The organism is Streptomyces laurentii (assembly GCF_040635425.1).
Classification (GTDB): Bacteria; Actinomycetota; Actinomycetes; order Streptomycetales; family Streptomycetaceae; genus Streptomyces; species Streptomyces laurentii.
In genome coordinates, this window is sequence record NZ_JBEYHT010000011.1 from 52,545 (window position 1) to 69,582 (window position 17,038).

Below are 17,038 nucleotides of genomic sequence, written 5' to 3' on the forward strand. Positions count from 1 at the left end.
CCCGGGGCCCGGTACGCCGGTGACCGGGTACGGGCCGGTGTCGGCCCGTACCCGGTCACCGCGGGATCGTCGGTACCTCAGCTGAGGGACTTCAGCGCGGCCGCGTCGTACGCCTTCAGCTCGTCGGTCCGGCCCGCGAGGACCTTGGCCGCCCACTCCGGGTCCTGGAGCAGGGCGCGGCCGACGGCGACCATGTCGAACTCGTCGCGCTCCATGCGGTCGAGGAGGTTGTCGAGGCTGCCGAGCTCGGCGCCCTTGCCCGCGAAGGCGTGGATGAAGTCGCCGTCGAGGCCGACCGAACCGACCGTGATCGCGGGCCGGCCGGTGAGCTTCCGGGCCCAGCCGGCCAGGTTCAGGTCCGAGCCCTCGAACTCCGGCAGCCAGTAGCGGCGGGTGGAGGCGTGGAAGGCGTCGGCGCCGGCCGCGGCAAGCGGGGCCAGGATCGCCTCCAGCTCCTGCGGGGTCCCGGCGAGCCGGGCGTCGTACGCCTCCGACTTCCACTGCGAGAAGCGGAAGATCACCGGGAAGGCGGGCGAGACGGCCGCCCGGACCGCGGCCACGATCTCGGCCGCGAACTTCGTACGGGCCACGGCGTCGCCGCCGTAGGCGTCGGCACGGCGGTTCGTCCGCTCCCACAGGAACTGGTCGACGAGGTAGCCGTGGGCGCCGTGCAGCTCGACGCCGTCGAAACCGATCCGCTCGGCGGCCGCGGCGGCCTCGGCGAAGGCGCCGATGACGTCGTCCAGGTCGCCCTGGGTCATCGCCTTGCCGGTGCCCTCGGTGCCGTCGAGGCGGATGCCGGAGGGACCCATGGCGGGAGCGTCGGCGTAGGGGGCCTGGCCCTGCTCGCGCACCATGCCGATGTGCCACAGCTGCGGCACGATCGTGCCGCCCGCCGCGTGCACGGCCTCGGCGACCTTCGCCCATCCGGCGAGCTGCTCCTCGCCGTGGAACCGCGGCACGCGGTCGCTCTGCCCGGCCGAGTCGTGGCCGACGTAGGTGCCCTCGGTGACGATCAGGCCCACGCCCGCGGCGGCGCGGCGGGCGTAGTACGACAGCACGTCGTCGCCGGGAACGCCGCCGGGAGAGAACATGCGCGTCATCGGCGCCATCGCGATGCGGTTCGGAACGGTCAGGCCGTTCAGGGTGACGGGCCGGGACAGGATCTCGGCCGCGCGGGAGGCGGGGGACGCGGTGACGGTCACAGGGAGGCTCCTCATGGCTACGGGACAACCTTGATGCTTGAGAACTTCATGCAATGACAAAGACGGTAGAACTCGATATTTGAGATAGTCAAGTTTCATTGGGTAAAGTGCTCCCATGACAGAAGCTCCCCGCACCGACACGGCCCGGCTCATGGAGCTGCTCTCGGTGTCGCTCGGCGTCTACTACGGCGACTTCACCATCGCGGCGGCGAGTGAGAACCTCACGGCGAGCCAGGGCAAGGCCCTCACCGTGCTGCGCCGGGGACCCGCCGCGATGCGCGCCCTGGCCGAGACCATGACCTGCGACGCCTCCAACATGACCGGGATCATCGACCGGCTGGAGAAGCGCGGCCTGGTGCGCCGCGAGGCCAGCCCCTCCGACCGGCGCGTCAAGAACGTCATCCTCACCGCCGAGGGCGAGCGGGTCACCGACGCGATCCGCGCGAAGATGCACACCACACGGGACGGCCTCGACCGGCTGAGCGACGAGGAGCGGGACCGCCTGTACGTGCTCCTGGAACGCGCCTTCGTCACCCGGCCCGCCTGCTCCTGACCCGGAACGTCCCGGCCCGGAACGTCCTGGCCCGGAACGCAAGGCCAGAGGGTCGCACCCACGCGCATACGCCGACGCCGCACCCGATGAAGCGGGGCGGCGGACGCCCCGGCCCTTCACTCCCCTCGCTCTCACGAGAGCGCGAGGGGGTTTTCTTATTTCTCCACGGATAAACGTCGATTCCTATGCGATAGATCACAAAGGACATAGACGGCATGGGTGCCATGCCCGGTATCAACGAATGGACCTCGCCGGGGATTTGCCTGAAACTGCCTGGTGATCAACTTTGAGTCTGCTGTGGGTACCCGGGGGGGGACAGTGCAGCCCTCGTCGACCATGCCCGCGGCGTGCTCGTGGAGACCCGGACCTCCCAGTGGCGGCCGGCTCGGGGCGGTTCTCTTTCGACGCTCCGAGGCGCCGCTGCCCGGTGGATCCCCGAATTCGAGGAATCACTTGATGCCACGCGCCAGACGCGTACGTCTCACCACACTCGCCACCGCGCTCTTCGCGATCCCGGCCGCCGTGTACGCCGCGCCGGCTTCCGCCGTCACGGGCCCGGTCACCGCGGACGCCGGTTACGCCTTCACCGCCCGCCTGGATCTGGGCGACGGCCAGCGCGCCTGCTCGGCGGCGCTGGTGGCCCCGCAGTGGCTGGCCACCTCCGCCAGCTGCTTCTCCGACAACGGCACCGCGCAAGTCGCCGCGGGCAAGCCCAAGTCGAAGACGACGGCCACGATCGGCCGCACCGATCTGACCGCCACGACCGGGCAGGTCCGTGAGGTCGTCGAGCTCGTGCCCCGTGAGGACCGGGACCTGGTCCTGGCGCGTCTCGCCTCCCCGACCACCGGGATCACGCCCGTGGCGTTCGCCAGGACCGCGCCCGCCACAGGCGACGCCCTGACGGTGGCCGGTTTCGGCCGGACCAAGGACGAGTGGTCGCCGCTCAAGCTGCACACCGCCGCCTTCACCGTCGACTCCGTGTCCGGCGGCACGCTGGCCATGCACGGCACCTCCGCGGCGGACGCCATCTGCGCCGGCGACGCGGGCGGTCCGATCGTCCGGCAGAAGGACGGCAAGACCGAGCTGGTCGCCGTCAGCAGCCAGTCCTGGCAGGGCGGTTGCTTCGGCGCGGACCCGGCCGAGACCCGTAACAGCGCCGTCTCGACCCGGCTGGACGACGTGGCCTCCGGCAACACGCTCCCGGCCGGCGGGGTGCTCAAGCCCGGGGACTCCCTGACGGCCGGTATCAACCGCGTGACGATGCAGACCGACGGCAATCTGGTCGTCGCCCGCGCGGGCACCACCGTCTGGTCCACCAAGACCGGCGGCCACCCAGGCGCGACCGCCCGTCTCGACGCGCAGGGCAACCTCGCCGTCCTCGAAGCGGACGGCACCACCGTCCTGTGGGAGACCAAGACCAGCGCGCCCGGCGGCAAGGCCGTCCTGCAGGAGCGCGGCAACTTCGTCGTCCACAACGCCAAGAACGAGTCGCAGTGGGCCGCCGGCACCACGGTCCGTCACGACTACAACGGCGACGGCCGCAGCGACATGGCCGACTGGTACGACTACGCCGACGGCAGCGACAAGATCCACGCCTTCCCGGCCAAGGCCGACGGCGGCTTCGACGCGCCCGTCCACGGCTGGGAGGCGCCCGCCGGCAACTACTACGCCGAGAACATGAAGCGCGTCACGGGCGACTTCAACGGCGACGGCATCGGCGACGTGGCCAGCCTCTACGGCTACTCCACCGGCGAGGTCGCCCTCCTCACCTGGCTGGGCAAGGGAGACGGCTCCTTCGCCGCGCCCCTGCACTCCTGGAAGGTCGCCTCCGGCTGGACCTTCTCCCGTATGACCCCCGTCGCCGGCGACGTCAACGGTGACGGCCGCGACGACGTGGCCGTCTGGTACGACTACGCCGACGGCAGCGACAAGATCCACACCTTCCTCTCCAAGACCGACGGCGGCTTCAACAGCCCCTTCGTGGCCTGGGAGACGCCGGCCGGCAACTACTACCGCGAGAACATGAAGTTCGTCTCCGGCGACTACAACGGCGACGGCCGCGACGACCTCGGCGTCCTCTACGGCTACTCCACCGGCGAGGTCAAGCTCATCACCTGGACCGCCAAGCCGGACGGTGGCTTCAACACGCCGGTGGGCGGCTGGAGTTCCGCCACGGGCTGGGAATTCAAGCGCGCCACCCCCTACTCCGGGGACTTCGACGGCGACGGCCGCGACAACGTGGCCGTCTGGTACGACTACGCCGACGGCAGCGACACGGTCATCGGCTTCACGCCCAGCGGTACGGACGGCAAGTTCGGCGGCCGCACCGACCTGTGGACCACCCCGGCAGGCAACTACTACCGCGAGAACATGCAGGTGGTGACCGGGGATTACAACGGTGACGGCCGCGACGACCTGGCCACCTTCTACGGATTCTCCGACGGCTCGGTCAAGACCATCACCTGGACCGCCAAGGCCGGCGGCACCCTCAACGGCCCGCTGCACAGCTGGCAGGCCGCCACGGGCAACTGGTCCTTCGGCCGCGTCCACATGATCGAGCGCTACAACAACCCGTCCTGATCTTCCCCCGCCTCCGCACGGCGCGCCGGTCCGCGTTCCCGTAGCACCGGCCTCGCTCCGGAGGGCACTGCCGCCTGTACGGCGAGACCGCCGCTTCCCAGGGAGCGGCGGTCTCGCCGCGCCCGGACGCGCCGCCGCACGACGGCCCGTCCGGCACCACCCGGGGGCGGGGAGGCCGAACCGCCGGATCAAGGTCGACCTTTCCGAAATAAACCAGAATTCCTGTGCAATAGATCACGAAGAGAATGGCCGACATGCACGCTATGTCGACTATCTCCGAATGGATCTCCCGTTGGATTTCCTCAATACTTGCCGATGCTCAACTCCCCGGCCTCTTACGGACACTCGGCAGGACAGTGCCCTTCGCCGGTCACGCCCTCACCGATTCGAGCGGATCCCCGAAGGAGAGCAATGCGCCGGCCGGCCCGAATCGCCCTTCCGGTTCGAGCGCACGCTTTCTCCATTCGAGTCCGAAATCGGCATCTTTCAGGGAAGGTCACCGGGGCACCGATTCTCTTTTCCGAGCAAATACCCGAGGCCTCGAATCCGGCGATCTCGCGCCGGTGAGGGTGACGACACCCAGGGCTTCCGGATGATCCTCGCGCGCGGGCACCCGCCGCGGCACCGCCCTCGCGCCGAAGGATCCGCCGACCACGTCCGGGCGCCGTCCGAGCACCGGATCCTCCCGACGTTTTCCCCACCGCGAAAGGAACGACGCGTATGCATCCGATACGGCCGATACGCCCCGCACAGAGACGCACCCGCTCGGCCGTCATGGCCCTGCTGACCGCGGTGACGCTGGGCCTCGCCACGCTCGGTACGAGCCCGGCGGCGCAGGCCGCGGAGGAGAAGCCGCGGCAGGTGGCCGGGGCGGCCCCGACCGCCCCGGCGAAGGCCTCGGCTCCCACCACCGCGATCAGCTCCTTCCCGAAGACCTCCAAAGAGCGCTGCGAGCCCACGGCCGCGGGTTCGAAGGAGCGTCAGGCGGGCGCCGTCCAGGCGTGTGTGAGCACGAGGCCCGCCCCGGCGAAGCGCGCCGCGAAGCAGGAAACGACGAAGCCGCAGGGCCTCGCGGCGGCAAGCACGGGCAGCTGTGACATCACCAGCCCCGGCACCTACTCCTACGAGCGCTTCGAGTACTGCGTGACCGGAGTGAACGTCGTCTACATCCTGCGCGACAGCAACGCCAAGGAGATCGGCCGCGGCACGCTGGAGATCTCCGCCGGGGCATCGCTCCAGAAGGCGGCCACGACCTGGAACGAGCAGGTCACCGTCAAGATGACCGCCGCGAGCGGCGACGTCACCGCCCTCAACGCCAAGTTCCGCTCCTCCTGCGGGTCCGGCTGCACGGCGACGAAGACCGCGCCCTGGTACGGGGGCGACCTGACCCTGGGCCAGTCCCTCACCGGCACCGTCTCCTACTCCTCGTCCCCCGCGGCGGGCGCCGCCTCCGAGTTCGTCACCTCGTACAAGATGTACGTGACCTCTCCCGGCGCCACGGCGGTCGACCCGAACGCCTCCTGGGACAACCCGCGCAAGATCCGCTGCGACAACGCGGTCGGGGGCACCTCGCCGGCGGGCTGCGCCGTCCCCTCCGTCATGCCCGTCGTGAAGATGCACGCGCAGAGCGCCGACCCCGGCGCCGCCGTCGCCGCCTACCAGTGGGCACAGAAGAACCTCAACGACGCCTGGGGCAAGGGCAAGCCGCTGACCCGGGCGACGAGCGGCGTGGATGGCCGCTCGGCCAGCACCTGCGGCAATTTCCAGGTGCTGACGGACCTCGTCGACAACGACACCTGCGGCGAGTTCCCCTTCGCCGAGACGAAGGAGGGGGGAACCAGCGGCGATCAGTGCGTCGAGATGATCTCCAACCTCGGCAACCGCGAGTGGGACGCGTACGTCCTGGGCAACGCCAAGGAACTGGACAGGTCCCGGCCCTGCGTCCAGGCCCATGTCCCGGCCGCCGACAAGCAGTTCGCGGACGCGCAGCTCACCGAGGGCTTCGCGGACCAGCGGGTGATCGACGCCGACCAGTTCGAGGTGGAATTCACCACGCCGAACACCGGCCCGCACGCACGCTGCCTGGACACCACGCCGATGGGTTCGGTCCCCAACGGTGACGGATGGATCCTGAACACCACCGAGGCGGTCGACCACGTCAACAAGACGACGACCCCGCCCGGCGCGGCCGGAGCCCGACCGACCCGAGCCGAGGCGTGCATCGGCAAGAAGATCGGGAAGGGATCCTCCGCTCAGGGAGACATCGTCGGGTGGCAGGACGCTCAGCTGTTCAAGCAGGCGAACTCGCCCACTTCGGGCTCGCTGGCCCGGTGCCACCTGATCCCGAACGTCGTCGGCGGCAGGGGCATCCGGGTCAATCTCGTCCCCTGCTGGCAGGCGGGGATGAACACCGGTACACCCAGCATGCGGACCTTCGAGGCCATGGCGGAGACCCTGGTCAAGTCCACCGACCTCAATGTCTTCGGAACGGACGACGCGATCTCCTATCAGGTAACGCCCGTCTACACGGACGCCACCAGCACCATCCCGGTGGGAGTCACCATGAGCGCTGATGTCGAGCGGGCGAACGGGGCGGTCGAGCAGCTGTTCCCCAACGTCTACGTCCCCAACACCCAGGGAGACACCCTGTTGCTCAACCTCGGCAACTGAGCACACCCGCCTCGTCAGTTCACGCCATCGGGAGCCGGCATGAGTTTCACCACCCCACCGCGGCCGCTCGACGTCACCGCGCTCTCTCCTCGGCCGGCCCCGCCGGCGCGCCCGGCGACCCGGCTGCGTCCCGGCCCGGATCGCCTTCCTGACACCACAGTTCCGTGGGCGGGCCGCCGCTGTGGCCTGACGACCCCGGGCCGGTGCCGGCCCGGGGTCGTCAGGCCGCCGGCGCGGACGTGACGCCGCGTCCGTTCAGAGCACGCCCAGCGACTCCAGTGCGCGGCGCTGGGAGGGGGTCGGTTTGGCGGGCCAGTAGAGGTAGCAGACCCCGCCCGTACCGCTTCTGACCTTGCCGTTCGCGTCGTAGCGCTTCGTCCGCAGCCAGATGTTCTCCAAATGGGAGGGCGCCGCTTATCACGCGACGCCCTCCTGCACAAACATGCAGGTCAAAGGCTCGGACCGCGTGAGGCAAATCGAGCGCGGTCGCGGTGGTGCTGACCTGGTGCTGACTTCCGCTGGCGTCCGTTCCGGTCCGTTCGAGTGCGTCGTGCTGGATCGGTGCTGACTCCGGGGCCTCGTCGCCGGGCAGACATCCACTCGTGGTCTCGACACCAGTGCCGGACTCGCGACACAACATGTACGCCTGGCGGCAGCCCCACTTCCCGCAGGCCTTCGCCGGCCGGGGCCCCCTCGATCCTATTGGGCAACGTCGGACACTGGTCCTTCGAGATCGAAGATCGGGATTCTTCGTTCGTCACCCATATCCGAAATCGACAACAGCCATTCACCGTAAGGGAAGTCACTGAAGATCTCCAGGATTCGCCCTTCGCGGGTTACCACGTACAAGTCCTGCCTGAATTGGACGCCTTGGATACCAACGTCGACAACTTCATCGCCAACAAGATCTTCCAGGCCGTAGAACGACGACCCATCTCTCGTCAGACTCGGTGAAATGGTGATCTGGCCGCCTTCAGTTACCCGCCAGCTGGTATTGATGCGCAGTCGCCAACGATCCCCTTGAAGGCAAATGCCGTCGCTATCTGCTTCAACTGTGGTGACACTGAGCGGGAGAAACCGTCGGATCTCCTCCAATACCGACTCCATCACGGCCCCAATTCGACGTGTGTACGCTCGCGGACGTACTGCTTCGGATTGACGCCGCGGGGCGGTTGGACAGGCTTTCCAGTGAATGGACTCACAGGTGCATCCGAGCCGTTTGTAAATGACGCCCGAAGGCCGGCATTCCCATTGGCCGAGGGCTGCATGATGCGGACCCTGCTACCATCCGGCAGCTCGTATCCGACACCTGCCGAACGAGTCGGGAAGGTGCTAAATCCGGGCTCTCCGGAATTAACGGCAGACTGCAAACCGGATTCCAATCGTGATGCACTGGTAGGCACGGCGGTTCCGTTCGAGCCCACAACGAAGTCGCAATTATGCACCAGGACCGGCATGGTTCCCGCGAGCACATAGTACGTGTGCAGGTCATTAACCGTGAGGTTGTGGACCCGCTCGTGCTGGGTCCACGCGCGCACCGCGCTCACCTGGGTGTAGGTGCCGTTGCCGGTCTGCAGCAGCATTCCGGGGACGATTTCCTTGGCGTAGAGCCACTTGCCGAGTTCGGGCGCCCAGAACGGGTGATTGTCCGTCGCGACGACCTTGCCCGGATGTCCGCCGGGGTTGGTTACGGTGATCTCGACCAGGTTCTTCTGGCCCTCACCGGTAATGAGCGCGGTGACCGTGCGCGGGCCGGCTTCTCCGGTCACCGGGTCGGTGGCGGTGACCTTGTCGCCGACGCGCACCTGGCCTATGGCCTTGTGGTCGCCGTCGGCCATCATGACCATGGTGTCCGGGGTGAAGCTGTTGCCGGTGCCGCAGTTCCCTGCCGTGTTGTCGGCAGCCTTGGGGGCGGCTCCGCTGTCGGCCGGTTTCGGTGCGGGAGGGCTGTCGGCCGCCTTCGGTACGGGTGCCGTGTCGGCCGCCTTGGCCGTAGTCGACGCATCGGCGGCGTTGTTGGCGTTCTTGGCGGCCTGTGCGGCGTCGAGTGCCTTGTTGCCGTACTTGGCGGCGTTCGCCGCGTAGCCCGCGCCCGGGATGGCCGAGGCGGCGGAGAGGCCGGCGTTGACGTAGTCGCCTTCCGCCGCGTACCAGCCCGCGTTGGCCAGGTCGCCGACCTCACCGACGACCGGGACCATGCCGACGACGTCGAGGGTGGTGTGGCCGATCGTCTTCCAGGACGGCATCTTCGGCCACTTGCCGGTCGGGTCGGTGAGCTTGACCGGGTTGTTGTGGGTGTAGGTGTAGGCGGCGAGGTTGCGCGGCTCGGCGATGCCGCCCGCCATGTCCCCGTCGAGGTAGTCGGGCAGCACCGGGTCGGTGCTCGCCCAGAGTTGGGTCCGTGGGTTGTAGTAGCGGGCTCCGTAGTAGTAGAGCCCGGTCTCCGCGTCGAGTTCCTTGCCGGTGAACTGGTAGGGCGTGTCCGCCTGTCCGGTCCGTTCCTCCACCCAGGTCTCCCCGTACGGGAAGTACTCCAGGTGCTCGGTGACCTCGCCCTGCTTGTCGGTGACGTAGCCGGAGGAGCCGATGTGGTCTGCGTGGAAGAACTGCTGGGCGTCCTCGGCACCGGTGGTCGCGACGGTTTTGGTCGTCACGCGGCTGTCGCCGACGAAGACGTGCTTGTAGCCGGTGGTGTCGCGTTCGCTGTAGTACCGGTTCGGGTAGAGGGAGAGTCCGTCGTCGCTCCGCTTGACGAGGCGGTCGCCCTTGTCGTCGTAGACGTAGGAGACGGTGGCGCCGGCGCAGCCGCTCGGGTCCTGTGTGAGGGTGCCGGTCGCTGTGTCCTGGTTGCAGACGAGGCGGTTCTCCTCGTCCCACACGTACTGCCGGCGCTTGTCGGCGACGGCTGTGTTGACCGTGCCTGTCAGGTTGCCGTTGGCGTCGTAGGCATGGCTGACGGGACCAACCTTGGTCGGGGCATGCGGTCTGGCGCCGTCGTAGACGTACGTGTAGTCGTAGGTGGTCCGGTCCTGGACGTCGCCCGGGTTGGACGGGTCCTCGACCGGTTCGATCGGCCCGGCTCCGCCACCTCCGACCGGGAAGGCCGGGGTGCCGCCGGTGACCTCGTGGTTCTGCGACTTGCTCGTGGTGTTGTGGATCGAGTCGTAGCCCAGGCTCAGTGTGTACGTGTTGACCGCGTTGTTCTTGTCCGTGTACTGGCCGGACGCGGAGGTGAGCCGGTACTGGTCGTCGTATCCGTAGGTCTGGCTGCTCGGTCCGCCGATGTCCCCGCCCTGCGGCGCGTTGTTCGCCAGCGAGGTGATGTTGCCGATCTTGTCGTACGTGTAGCCGAGGTTCTGGAACGCGGTTCCGCCCGGCGCCACGGACTTCAGCGCTCCGAGTCGGCGGTCCTCGGCGTCGTAGGTGTAGGTGGTGCGCACCCCGTTGCCGGTCTGCTGGAGGATCTTCTGCCCGAATTTGTCGTAGTCGATCCGGTCCAGGTACGTGTAGTCGGTGCCGTTCTTGGATCCGGTGGCCCGGCCGACCTGGCCGCCCGAGTCGTAGTCGTAGGTCAGGACCTCGCCGTCGGGATAGGTCATCTCCAGCACACGGTTGAAGGCGTCGTAGCGCCAGGCGGTGGTGTAGGTGCGCGGGGCGTCCGGGACCGCGGTGATGGTGCGGGTCTCCTTGATCACCTCGCCGAGCGCACCGTAGGCGCGCTTCACCGTTCCCGCCGCGTCGTGGACCTCAGTGACGCGCGAGGCCGCGTTGTCCGGTGCGCCGGGGGCTCCGTACTCGTAGGAGACGTTGTTCTCCGGGAACGTCGGGTAGCGGATGGCCTTCAGCCGCGAGTACTCGTAGTCGTACTCGACGGCCTTGTCCGCTGCCCGCAGGTTCGCGGTGATCTTCGATGTGACGTTCCCGGCGAGGTCGTAGCGGGTCTCGGAGCGCCCGGCGTCCGGGCTGTCGAACGAAGTACGACGTCCCAGTGCGTCGTAGCCGGCGCGCGTGACGTTGTCCTTGTCGTCGGTGATCGTCGTGACCTGACCTGCGGGGTCGTACGCGTAGCTGGTCCAGATCGCCGAGGAGCCGTTGAACTCCTTCACCGATGTGGTGGCGCCCCGGACGTCGGTGTAGGTGCGGCGCTCCTTGCCGTTGCCGTCGGTCACCGTCCGCTCGAAGCGGGTCGTGCCCGCCCGGTCCTCGCCGAAGGCGTACCCGGTGCTGGTGGTGGCGCCGTCCGGTTGCACGGTCCTGACCGAGCGGTCCAGGACATCGAAGGTCTCCTTCGTGGGTGCCACGGAGTCGAAGGAGGCGTTGAGCGTGGTGTTCGCGGCTCCCTTGTCCTCGGTCACCGGGTAGTACTTCTCCACGGCGCGGCCGAAGGAGTCGAACTTCAGCCGGCCAGAGACCGTCATCACCTGGGTGGGCGTGGCCCCGGGCGAGGCGGACACCGAGGCGTCCTTCTTGGTCTGCAGGACACGCTTGAGGCCGTCGGTGAAGGTGAGGGTGTCGATGGTGTCGTCGCGTACGCCCGAGGCGGCACGGTCGAGGTGCTCGGTCGTGGCGTACGGGACGGTCGCCTCGGGGTGGTAGCCGAAGGTGATCGTGGCCCGGTCGCCGTCCTTCTCGTAAGGCCCGGTCACCTCTTCGAGTCGGCCGACACTGTCGTAGGACATCCGGAGCGGCTGGCCGTTGTGGTCGGTGTTCCGCTCGGGCTGCCCGTATTTGAGGTTGTACGCCGTGGACGAGCGGTAGCCGAAGCTGTCCTCGATGGACTCGACGTGTACGCCGACGGTGGTGTCGTAGCCGTACTCCAGCTTGTAGCGCTGCCCTTGTGCGTTGGCCGGACCGGTCACCGATTTCAGGTTCCCGTCCGGGTGGTACGTCAGGTCGGAGACGGCCGCGGTGTCCTCGTCGAGGTACTCGCGTATCTGGCGCACGGCGCCGGTCGCGCAGTCGACGGTGGATTCGCGGTGGCGCAGGAGTGCGCCGGTCGCCGCGGCCTTCTGCCGTATCGCGTTGACGACGCCGACGAGGTTCCGGTCGCGGCACTGCGTGTCGGAGCCGCTGTGGGCGAAGACGGTCTCCAGGTCGTCCGCGGTGCCCTCGTCACCCGCGTCGAAGGTGCGGATGACGTTGCCGTACTCGTCGTAGGAAAGGTCAGTGAAGGTGGACTTTCCCGCGGCGTCCGCGCCTTCGTAGTGCTTTTCCTCGACGCGGGTGAGCTGCGGGAAGACGGTGGCGGTCCGGCTCTTCGGGTCGGCTTCCTGGTCCGTGGAGATGTCAAGCAACCGGTAGGTGTTGAGTGTCTCGCGGTACGGGTGGCCGGCGCCGTCCTCGGTCAGCGTGCGGGTGAGCAGGCCGCGGCTCACGTATCCGTCGGTGCGGTACTCGTCGGTCACCGTGCGGCGAACGGCGTCATCCGTACCGGTGTCGCGGTCCTCGGTCACCACGCGGCCGAAGCCGAGGAACTCGCGTTCCAGCCGGTCGTAGCGGCCCTGCTCGTAGCGGAAGGTGGTCAGTCGCGTGTCGGCACCGTCACCCGCGAGCCCGTCGAACACCGAGGTGCGGGACAGCACCCAGCGGCTCTCCTGCATGTCGGCGGTGTTGCCCGACCGGGTGTAGTCCAGGTCGATTCGGGCGCCCATCGGCCGGCTGACCGAGCGCAGCAGGTTGGTGCGACCGGTCTTGTTGACCGCGACGAGGAGTTCGTTGTCCCGGGTGGACTTGACGTGGTCGGCCAGGCCGTCGCCGTTGACGTCCCGCAGGCTGGTTTCGGCCCGGCTGATGCCTGTGGACGCGTTGACGCCGGGGTTGAAGACGAAGACGCCGACGGGAGTGGGCAGGCCGACGGTGAAGTAGACGCCCCCGCCGAGGCTGGCGTTCTTGTCGACGGCGATGTCGGGGAAGCTGCCGCGGAAGGGGGCGGGCGCGGTGAAGCCGGTGCCGGTGTTGAGCGCGACCTTGATCGGGTTGGCCCCGTCGGTGAACACCCGGTCGGTGAGGCCGTCGCCGTTGACGTCCGTCATGCTCGCCTTGGTGTACGAGGTTCCCAGCTCGGCGGAGACTCCGCCCGCGAAGCCGTAGCGGTCGACGTTGAAGCCGAGGTTGACGCCGACGTTGCGGGTGGACGCGTCGTTGATCGGTCCGGCCGACCAGGGTTCGCGGGCGGCGAAGGAGTAGCCGAGGTTCAACTGGACGTCGCCGTTGCCGAACACCTTGTCCGGCAACCCGTCCCCGTTGATGTCGATCAGGTCGACGCGGACGTCGGACTCGCCGCCGCCGAGGCTGCCGCCGATGCCGAGCGACGGTTGGACCGCGCCGGTGGTGGCGGTGTTGGCGCTGGTGCCCGCGTCGGGCGCGGCCATGCCCAGGGCGCTGGCGATGGTGGCGGTCTCGCTGCCCGCGGAGAGCGACACGTTGCCGGAGACGTTGTCCGCCTCGCGGACGTTGCCGCCGAGGGTGCCGCGCGTGGCGCCGAGCGCGCCGGTCATGTCGGAGAACTGGATCTCCTTGGCGCCCACGACGTCGGGGTAGCCGTCGCCGTTGAGGTCGAGGTAGTCGACCGAACCCGCGGTGATCCCGCCGACCACGGTGCCGCCGAACGGGCCGGCCGCGAGGGTGGCCGACACCTGGCCGGTGACACCGCGGCGCATCACTGTCCGGTCGCCCGCCACGTCGGCGTCGGTGACGATGTCGATGGTGTCCGCGCCGAGGCGGGAACTCGTCGCCATCGCGGCGGTGGCCCAGGAGGACTCGTCCTGAGCGGCCCAGCCGCCCTTGGCGGGGACGGGGGCGAACACCGCGAGGCGCGGCATGGTGAGCCGGGGGTTCGCGGCGAAGGGCGCGACGTCCGCTTCCTTGGGCTCCTTGGGAAGTGCGTCCTTGAAGCTCTGGTCCAGCGTAAGTTCGGCCTGCTTGAGCGGCTGGGTGGCGCGGTCGCGGTTGCCCTGGTAGCCGATCACACCCCAGCCGCGGTAGGGCTGGGCGAAGGCGCCCTGCCCGACGGAACCGTGCATGGCGCTGGGCGCCGGGGTGAAGGTCGGCCAGCTGGACGTCACGTCATAGGTGACCGACGCGGACTGCTCGAGGAGTGCGCCGAGCAGTCGGGTATCCGTCGTGGAGTAGTCGATATAGAGCTCGTCGCCGGCGGTGACCGGCACGGTCAGGTCAAGGTTCGGGCCACCGAAGGAGGTGTCCTTGGCCTGGAAGACCCGTTTGCCGAGCAGCTGCCCGCCGCGCTTCTTCACCGTCAACGCGATGTTGGCGTCACCGAAGAACCCGAAGTTGAGGGACACCTTCGGCCGCACCTTCAACTGGCCGGTCCTGGTCGCCTTGTAGGACTGCTGCGGCGCGGTGAGGGTGTCCGCCGGGAACATGGTCATGTCGTACGGCGGGGTGATCACCAGCGTGGGATCGCCCTTGGCGTCGACGACCGACTCGACCCCCTGCGCGGCCGTGTAGTGCGCCTTCGGTGCCCAGCTCACCGCCGAGACGTCGATCGGGGAGTCGGTCTTCAGCTTCCACGACATCTTCTCGAACATGCTGACCGGAATGCTCACGTCGATCGCGGTGGTACCGGTCGACGCGGCGGGCAGGACCTTGCGGTACACCTCCGCGCCGGGGTGGACGCCGTTGCCCTTCTCGATCACGACGGTCACGTCGTCCGACGTCGCCTTGGACTTGACCACGTCACCGGTCAGCCGCAGCGTGCCGTTCACCGGCACGGTCACCAAGGAGGGCCTGCCGCCGAAGGTGAAGTCGGCCGACGCGCGGAACACGGTGTTCGCCAACCCGTTCGCGTCCGTGCCGGCCGGCAGGTTGGTGTAGGTGATCTCCGGGTCCCACGCCACGGTGTCGTACTTGCCGTCCAGAATGGATTGTGTGCGGAAGTAGAGGGCGTCTCCCTTCTTCACCGGAATCGACGCCACATTGCCCGGGGTGAACTCGGTGTGGTCGTCGGGGCCGATCCGCTGCGCCCAGAGTTCGGCGTCCTTGTGCTGGATGGTGACCCGCACGCCGTCGGCCTTGGTGTAGGCCGCCCGTGCCGGGGAGGGATCCTGGGTCAGCTGCACGCGGCCGTCCACGCGGACGTTGCCGTCGAACGGCGCGACCCAGCGGCGCACCGTGTCCAACAGCGGCGAGTTGTCCACCTGCTGGTTGAACTGCGCGGTCTGATCGCCGACGATCTCGCCGGTCACCGCGCCGCCCCCGATCGGCACCGGGGTGCGGGTGGAGTCCGCGCTGTAGGCAGGTTGCCCGTTCGCGTCCAGGTAGCCGAACAGCACGCCGCCGTTGTTCACCAGGTCGGCTATGCCGTCACCGTTGACGTCGCTGAAGAACCGGTCCGAGGTGGTCGTGGTGCCCACGAAGTCCAGCTGGGCCGAGGTGGTGAGGACGTACGACTCGACGCCGATGGTGCCGGACAGCGTGCGCTCGGTCGAGATTCCCGGGAGGTTGGTGAGCTTGATCGGCGTGTCGCCGAACTTCGGCTCACCCCCAGGTCTGGCCAGATTGGGCCGGTAGAACACGTCTTTGTTCTTGCGGAACACCTTGTCCGGCAGGTTGTCGCCGTTCACATCGGCCAGCGCCGACAGGCCGTCGGACTGGCCCGCGCTGAACCCGACCTTCAGCCCGACGGAACCCTCCTTGGTCGTCAGCCCCTGCACGTTGTAGCCCGCGAACAGGTGCGCGCCGAAGCCGACCGACGTGTTCGCCGAGATCGCGCTGGCCTCGCCTTCGCGGATGTTCACCCCGAGGCCGTCATCCGGCACCGACCAACCCGCCGCGTCGGCGAAGGCGTTGTAGTTGCCCGACTGGTCGCGCACGTCGTCGAAGTAGTCGAACGTGTGGGTGTTGAACAGCTGATTGCTCTCGCTGAACTGCGACACCGAGGTGAGCAGCGTCTTGGCGAACGCGCCGGTCCGGTAGTTCAACTCGTAGGCGCGGATCAGCTGGTCGTCCAGCTTGACCTCGACGTGCCGCAACAGGTCGGCGGTGACCTTCTTGAACCCGTACTTGGCGTCGATCCGCACGTCCGCCCGGCGGGGCTCGCCGCGCTCACGGTCCCGGACGAACGTCACGGAGTACCTGCCGTCGGTGTCGCCGCTGCCGGTGTAGGTGATCTTCTGCGGGTACAGGTCGCTGCCCGGCACCGCGGAGCCCGCCGTGCCGCCGTCGGCCACCTTGGCGTACCGGTAGCGCAGCACGTTGTCGTGGCCGTCGCGGACCTCCCGCGCCGCCCAGGTCGCGACGCGACCCTTGCCGTCGGCCAGCGTGCTGTCGGCCGTGCCGCCGAAGAGCGTGCGGACACCCTGCTTGTCGGTGACCTCCCACCAGTAGTTCGCGGGGCTGTCGCCGTGGCGCACGATACGGTCGAACGAGCCCTCCACCCGGGAGTGGAACACCTTCTCCGCGGTGCGCGCCTGCAACGCGCTCCGGTGCGCCACCGGGGTCAGCTGCTCACCGTTGAGCAGGTAGGTCTCGGTCTCCAGTCCGGCGTCGTAGCGCGGCACACCCCACCGCGTGTCGACCGTGACCATCGGGGTGGTGAGGTCCCACCCCGCGCCGAGCCACCCGTTCGTCCCCGACGAGTTGTAGCTGAGGGCCAGATTCGGCTCCAGGCCCGCGCGGCCCTTCGGCACCTCCAGCGGGTACGACAACCGCGCGTCACCGCTGTTGTTCGCCGAGGGCGCCTCGACCAGGTTCACCCCGGAGCCGGGGTCGGCCGCCTTGATGTCCTTGATCTGGTTCGGGTTGAACGACGTGCCCTCCGGCCCCTCCGGCCCGGTGACCGCCGACCCGGCGTCCGGCACCGTCGCGGCGGCGCTGCGGAACAGCTCGGGCGAGGTCAGCCCGGACATGGTGAGCACCATGGCCAGGATGATGATCACGCCCGAACGGCCGCGGACCACGCGCTGGACAGTCATCAAAGAGCCCCCGTACCGCCGGACTTCCCCCGGAGCACGAGTCATCCGACGACCCCCGCCCCCTGCGCTACCGCACGGTAGTTCGCGAGTTGGTTCGT

The 17,038-nt window shown here is 68.6% G+C and carries 6 protein-coding genes and 1 pseudogene; 3 read left to right on the forward strand and 4 right to left on the reverse strand.

Annotated features, from left to right (window positions below; genetic code table 11):
* Positions 1-77: 77 nt before the first annotated feature.
* Positions 78-1,205, reverse strand: coding sequence for an NADH:flavin oxidoreductase (locus tag ABZ693_RS09930; RefSeq protein ID WP_359875287.1), 1,128 nt, complete (start codon positions 1,203-1,205; stop codon positions 78-80).
* A gap of 115 nt (positions 1,206-1,320) precedes the next feature.
* Here ABZ693_RS09930 and ABZ693_RS09935 point away from each other — a divergent pair, with 115 nt between their 5' ends.
* The 3 genes from ABZ693_RS09935 (at position 1,321) to ABZ693_RS09945 (ending at position 7,008) form a co-directional block, all read left to right on the forward strand.
* A complete protein-coding gene (locus ABZ693_RS09935) occupies positions 1,321-1,758 on the forward strand; it encodes a MarR family winged helix-turn-helix transcriptional regulator (protein WP_359875288.1) in 438 nt (145 codons plus the stop codon).
* A gap of 456 nt (positions 1,759-2,214) precedes the next feature.
* Positions 2,215-4,338, forward strand: a complete 2,124-nt coding sequence (locus ABZ693_RS09940; RefSeq protein ID WP_359875289.1) for an FG-GAP-like repeat-containing protein — start codon at positions 2,215-2,217, stop codon at positions 4,336-4,338.
* A 720-nt stretch (positions 4,339-5,058) separates the two neighbouring features.
* On the forward strand, positions 5,059-7,008 hold the full coding sequence (locus ABZ693_RS09945) for a DNA/RNA non-specific endonuclease (protein ID WP_359875290.1): 1,950 nt from the start codon (positions 5,059-5,061) through the stop codon (positions 7,006-7,008).
* Between the two features lie 255 nt (positions 7,009-7,263).
* On the opposite strand, the pseudogene ABZ693_RS09950 reads toward ABZ693_RS09945, so the two are convergent.
* The 3 genes and pseudogenes from ABZ693_RS09950 to ABZ693_RS09960 all read right to left on the reverse strand — a co-directional run.
* Positions 7,264-7,404 (reverse strand): annotated as a pseudogene (locus ABZ693_RS09950) (peptidase C39 family protein); the annotation flags it as partial.
* Positions 7,405-7,707: 303 nt separating this feature from the next.
* Complete coding sequence (locus ABZ693_RS09955) at positions 7,708-8,118, reverse strand: hypothetical protein (RefSeq protein WP_359875291.1); 411 nt, start codon at positions 8,116-8,118, stop codon at positions 7,708-7,710.
* Positions 8,115-16,940 (reverse strand): SpvB/TcaC N-terminal domain-containing protein, encoded by an 8,826-nt coding sequence (locus ABZ693_RS09960; protein ID WP_359875292.1) that lies wholly within the window; start codon positions 16,938-16,940, stop codon positions 8,115-8,117. The genes ABZ693_RS09955 and ABZ693_RS09960 overlap by 4 nt, the downstream gene beginning before the upstream one ends.
* Between the last annotated feature and the right edge of the window lie 98 nt (positions 16,941-17,038).

Excerpts from the sequence above, each read along its gene's own strand:
- ABZ693_RS09935 (WP_359875288.1), top strand. The coding sequence starts at position 1,321 with ATGACAGAAGCTCCCCGCACCGACACGGCCCGGCTCATGGAGCTGCTC.
- ABZ693_RS09940 (WP_359875289.1), top strand. The coding sequence starts at position 2,215 with ATGCCACGCGCCAGACGCGTACGTCTCACCACACTCGCCACCGCGCTC.
- ABZ693_RS09945 (WP_359875290.1), top strand. The coding sequence starts at position 5,059 with ATGCATCCGATACGGCCGATACGCCCCGCACAGAGACGCACCCGCTCG.
- ABZ693_RS09960 (WP_359875292.1), bottom strand. The coding sequence starts at position 16,940 with ATGACTGTCCAGCGCGTGGTCCGCGGCCGTTCGGGCGTGATCATCATC.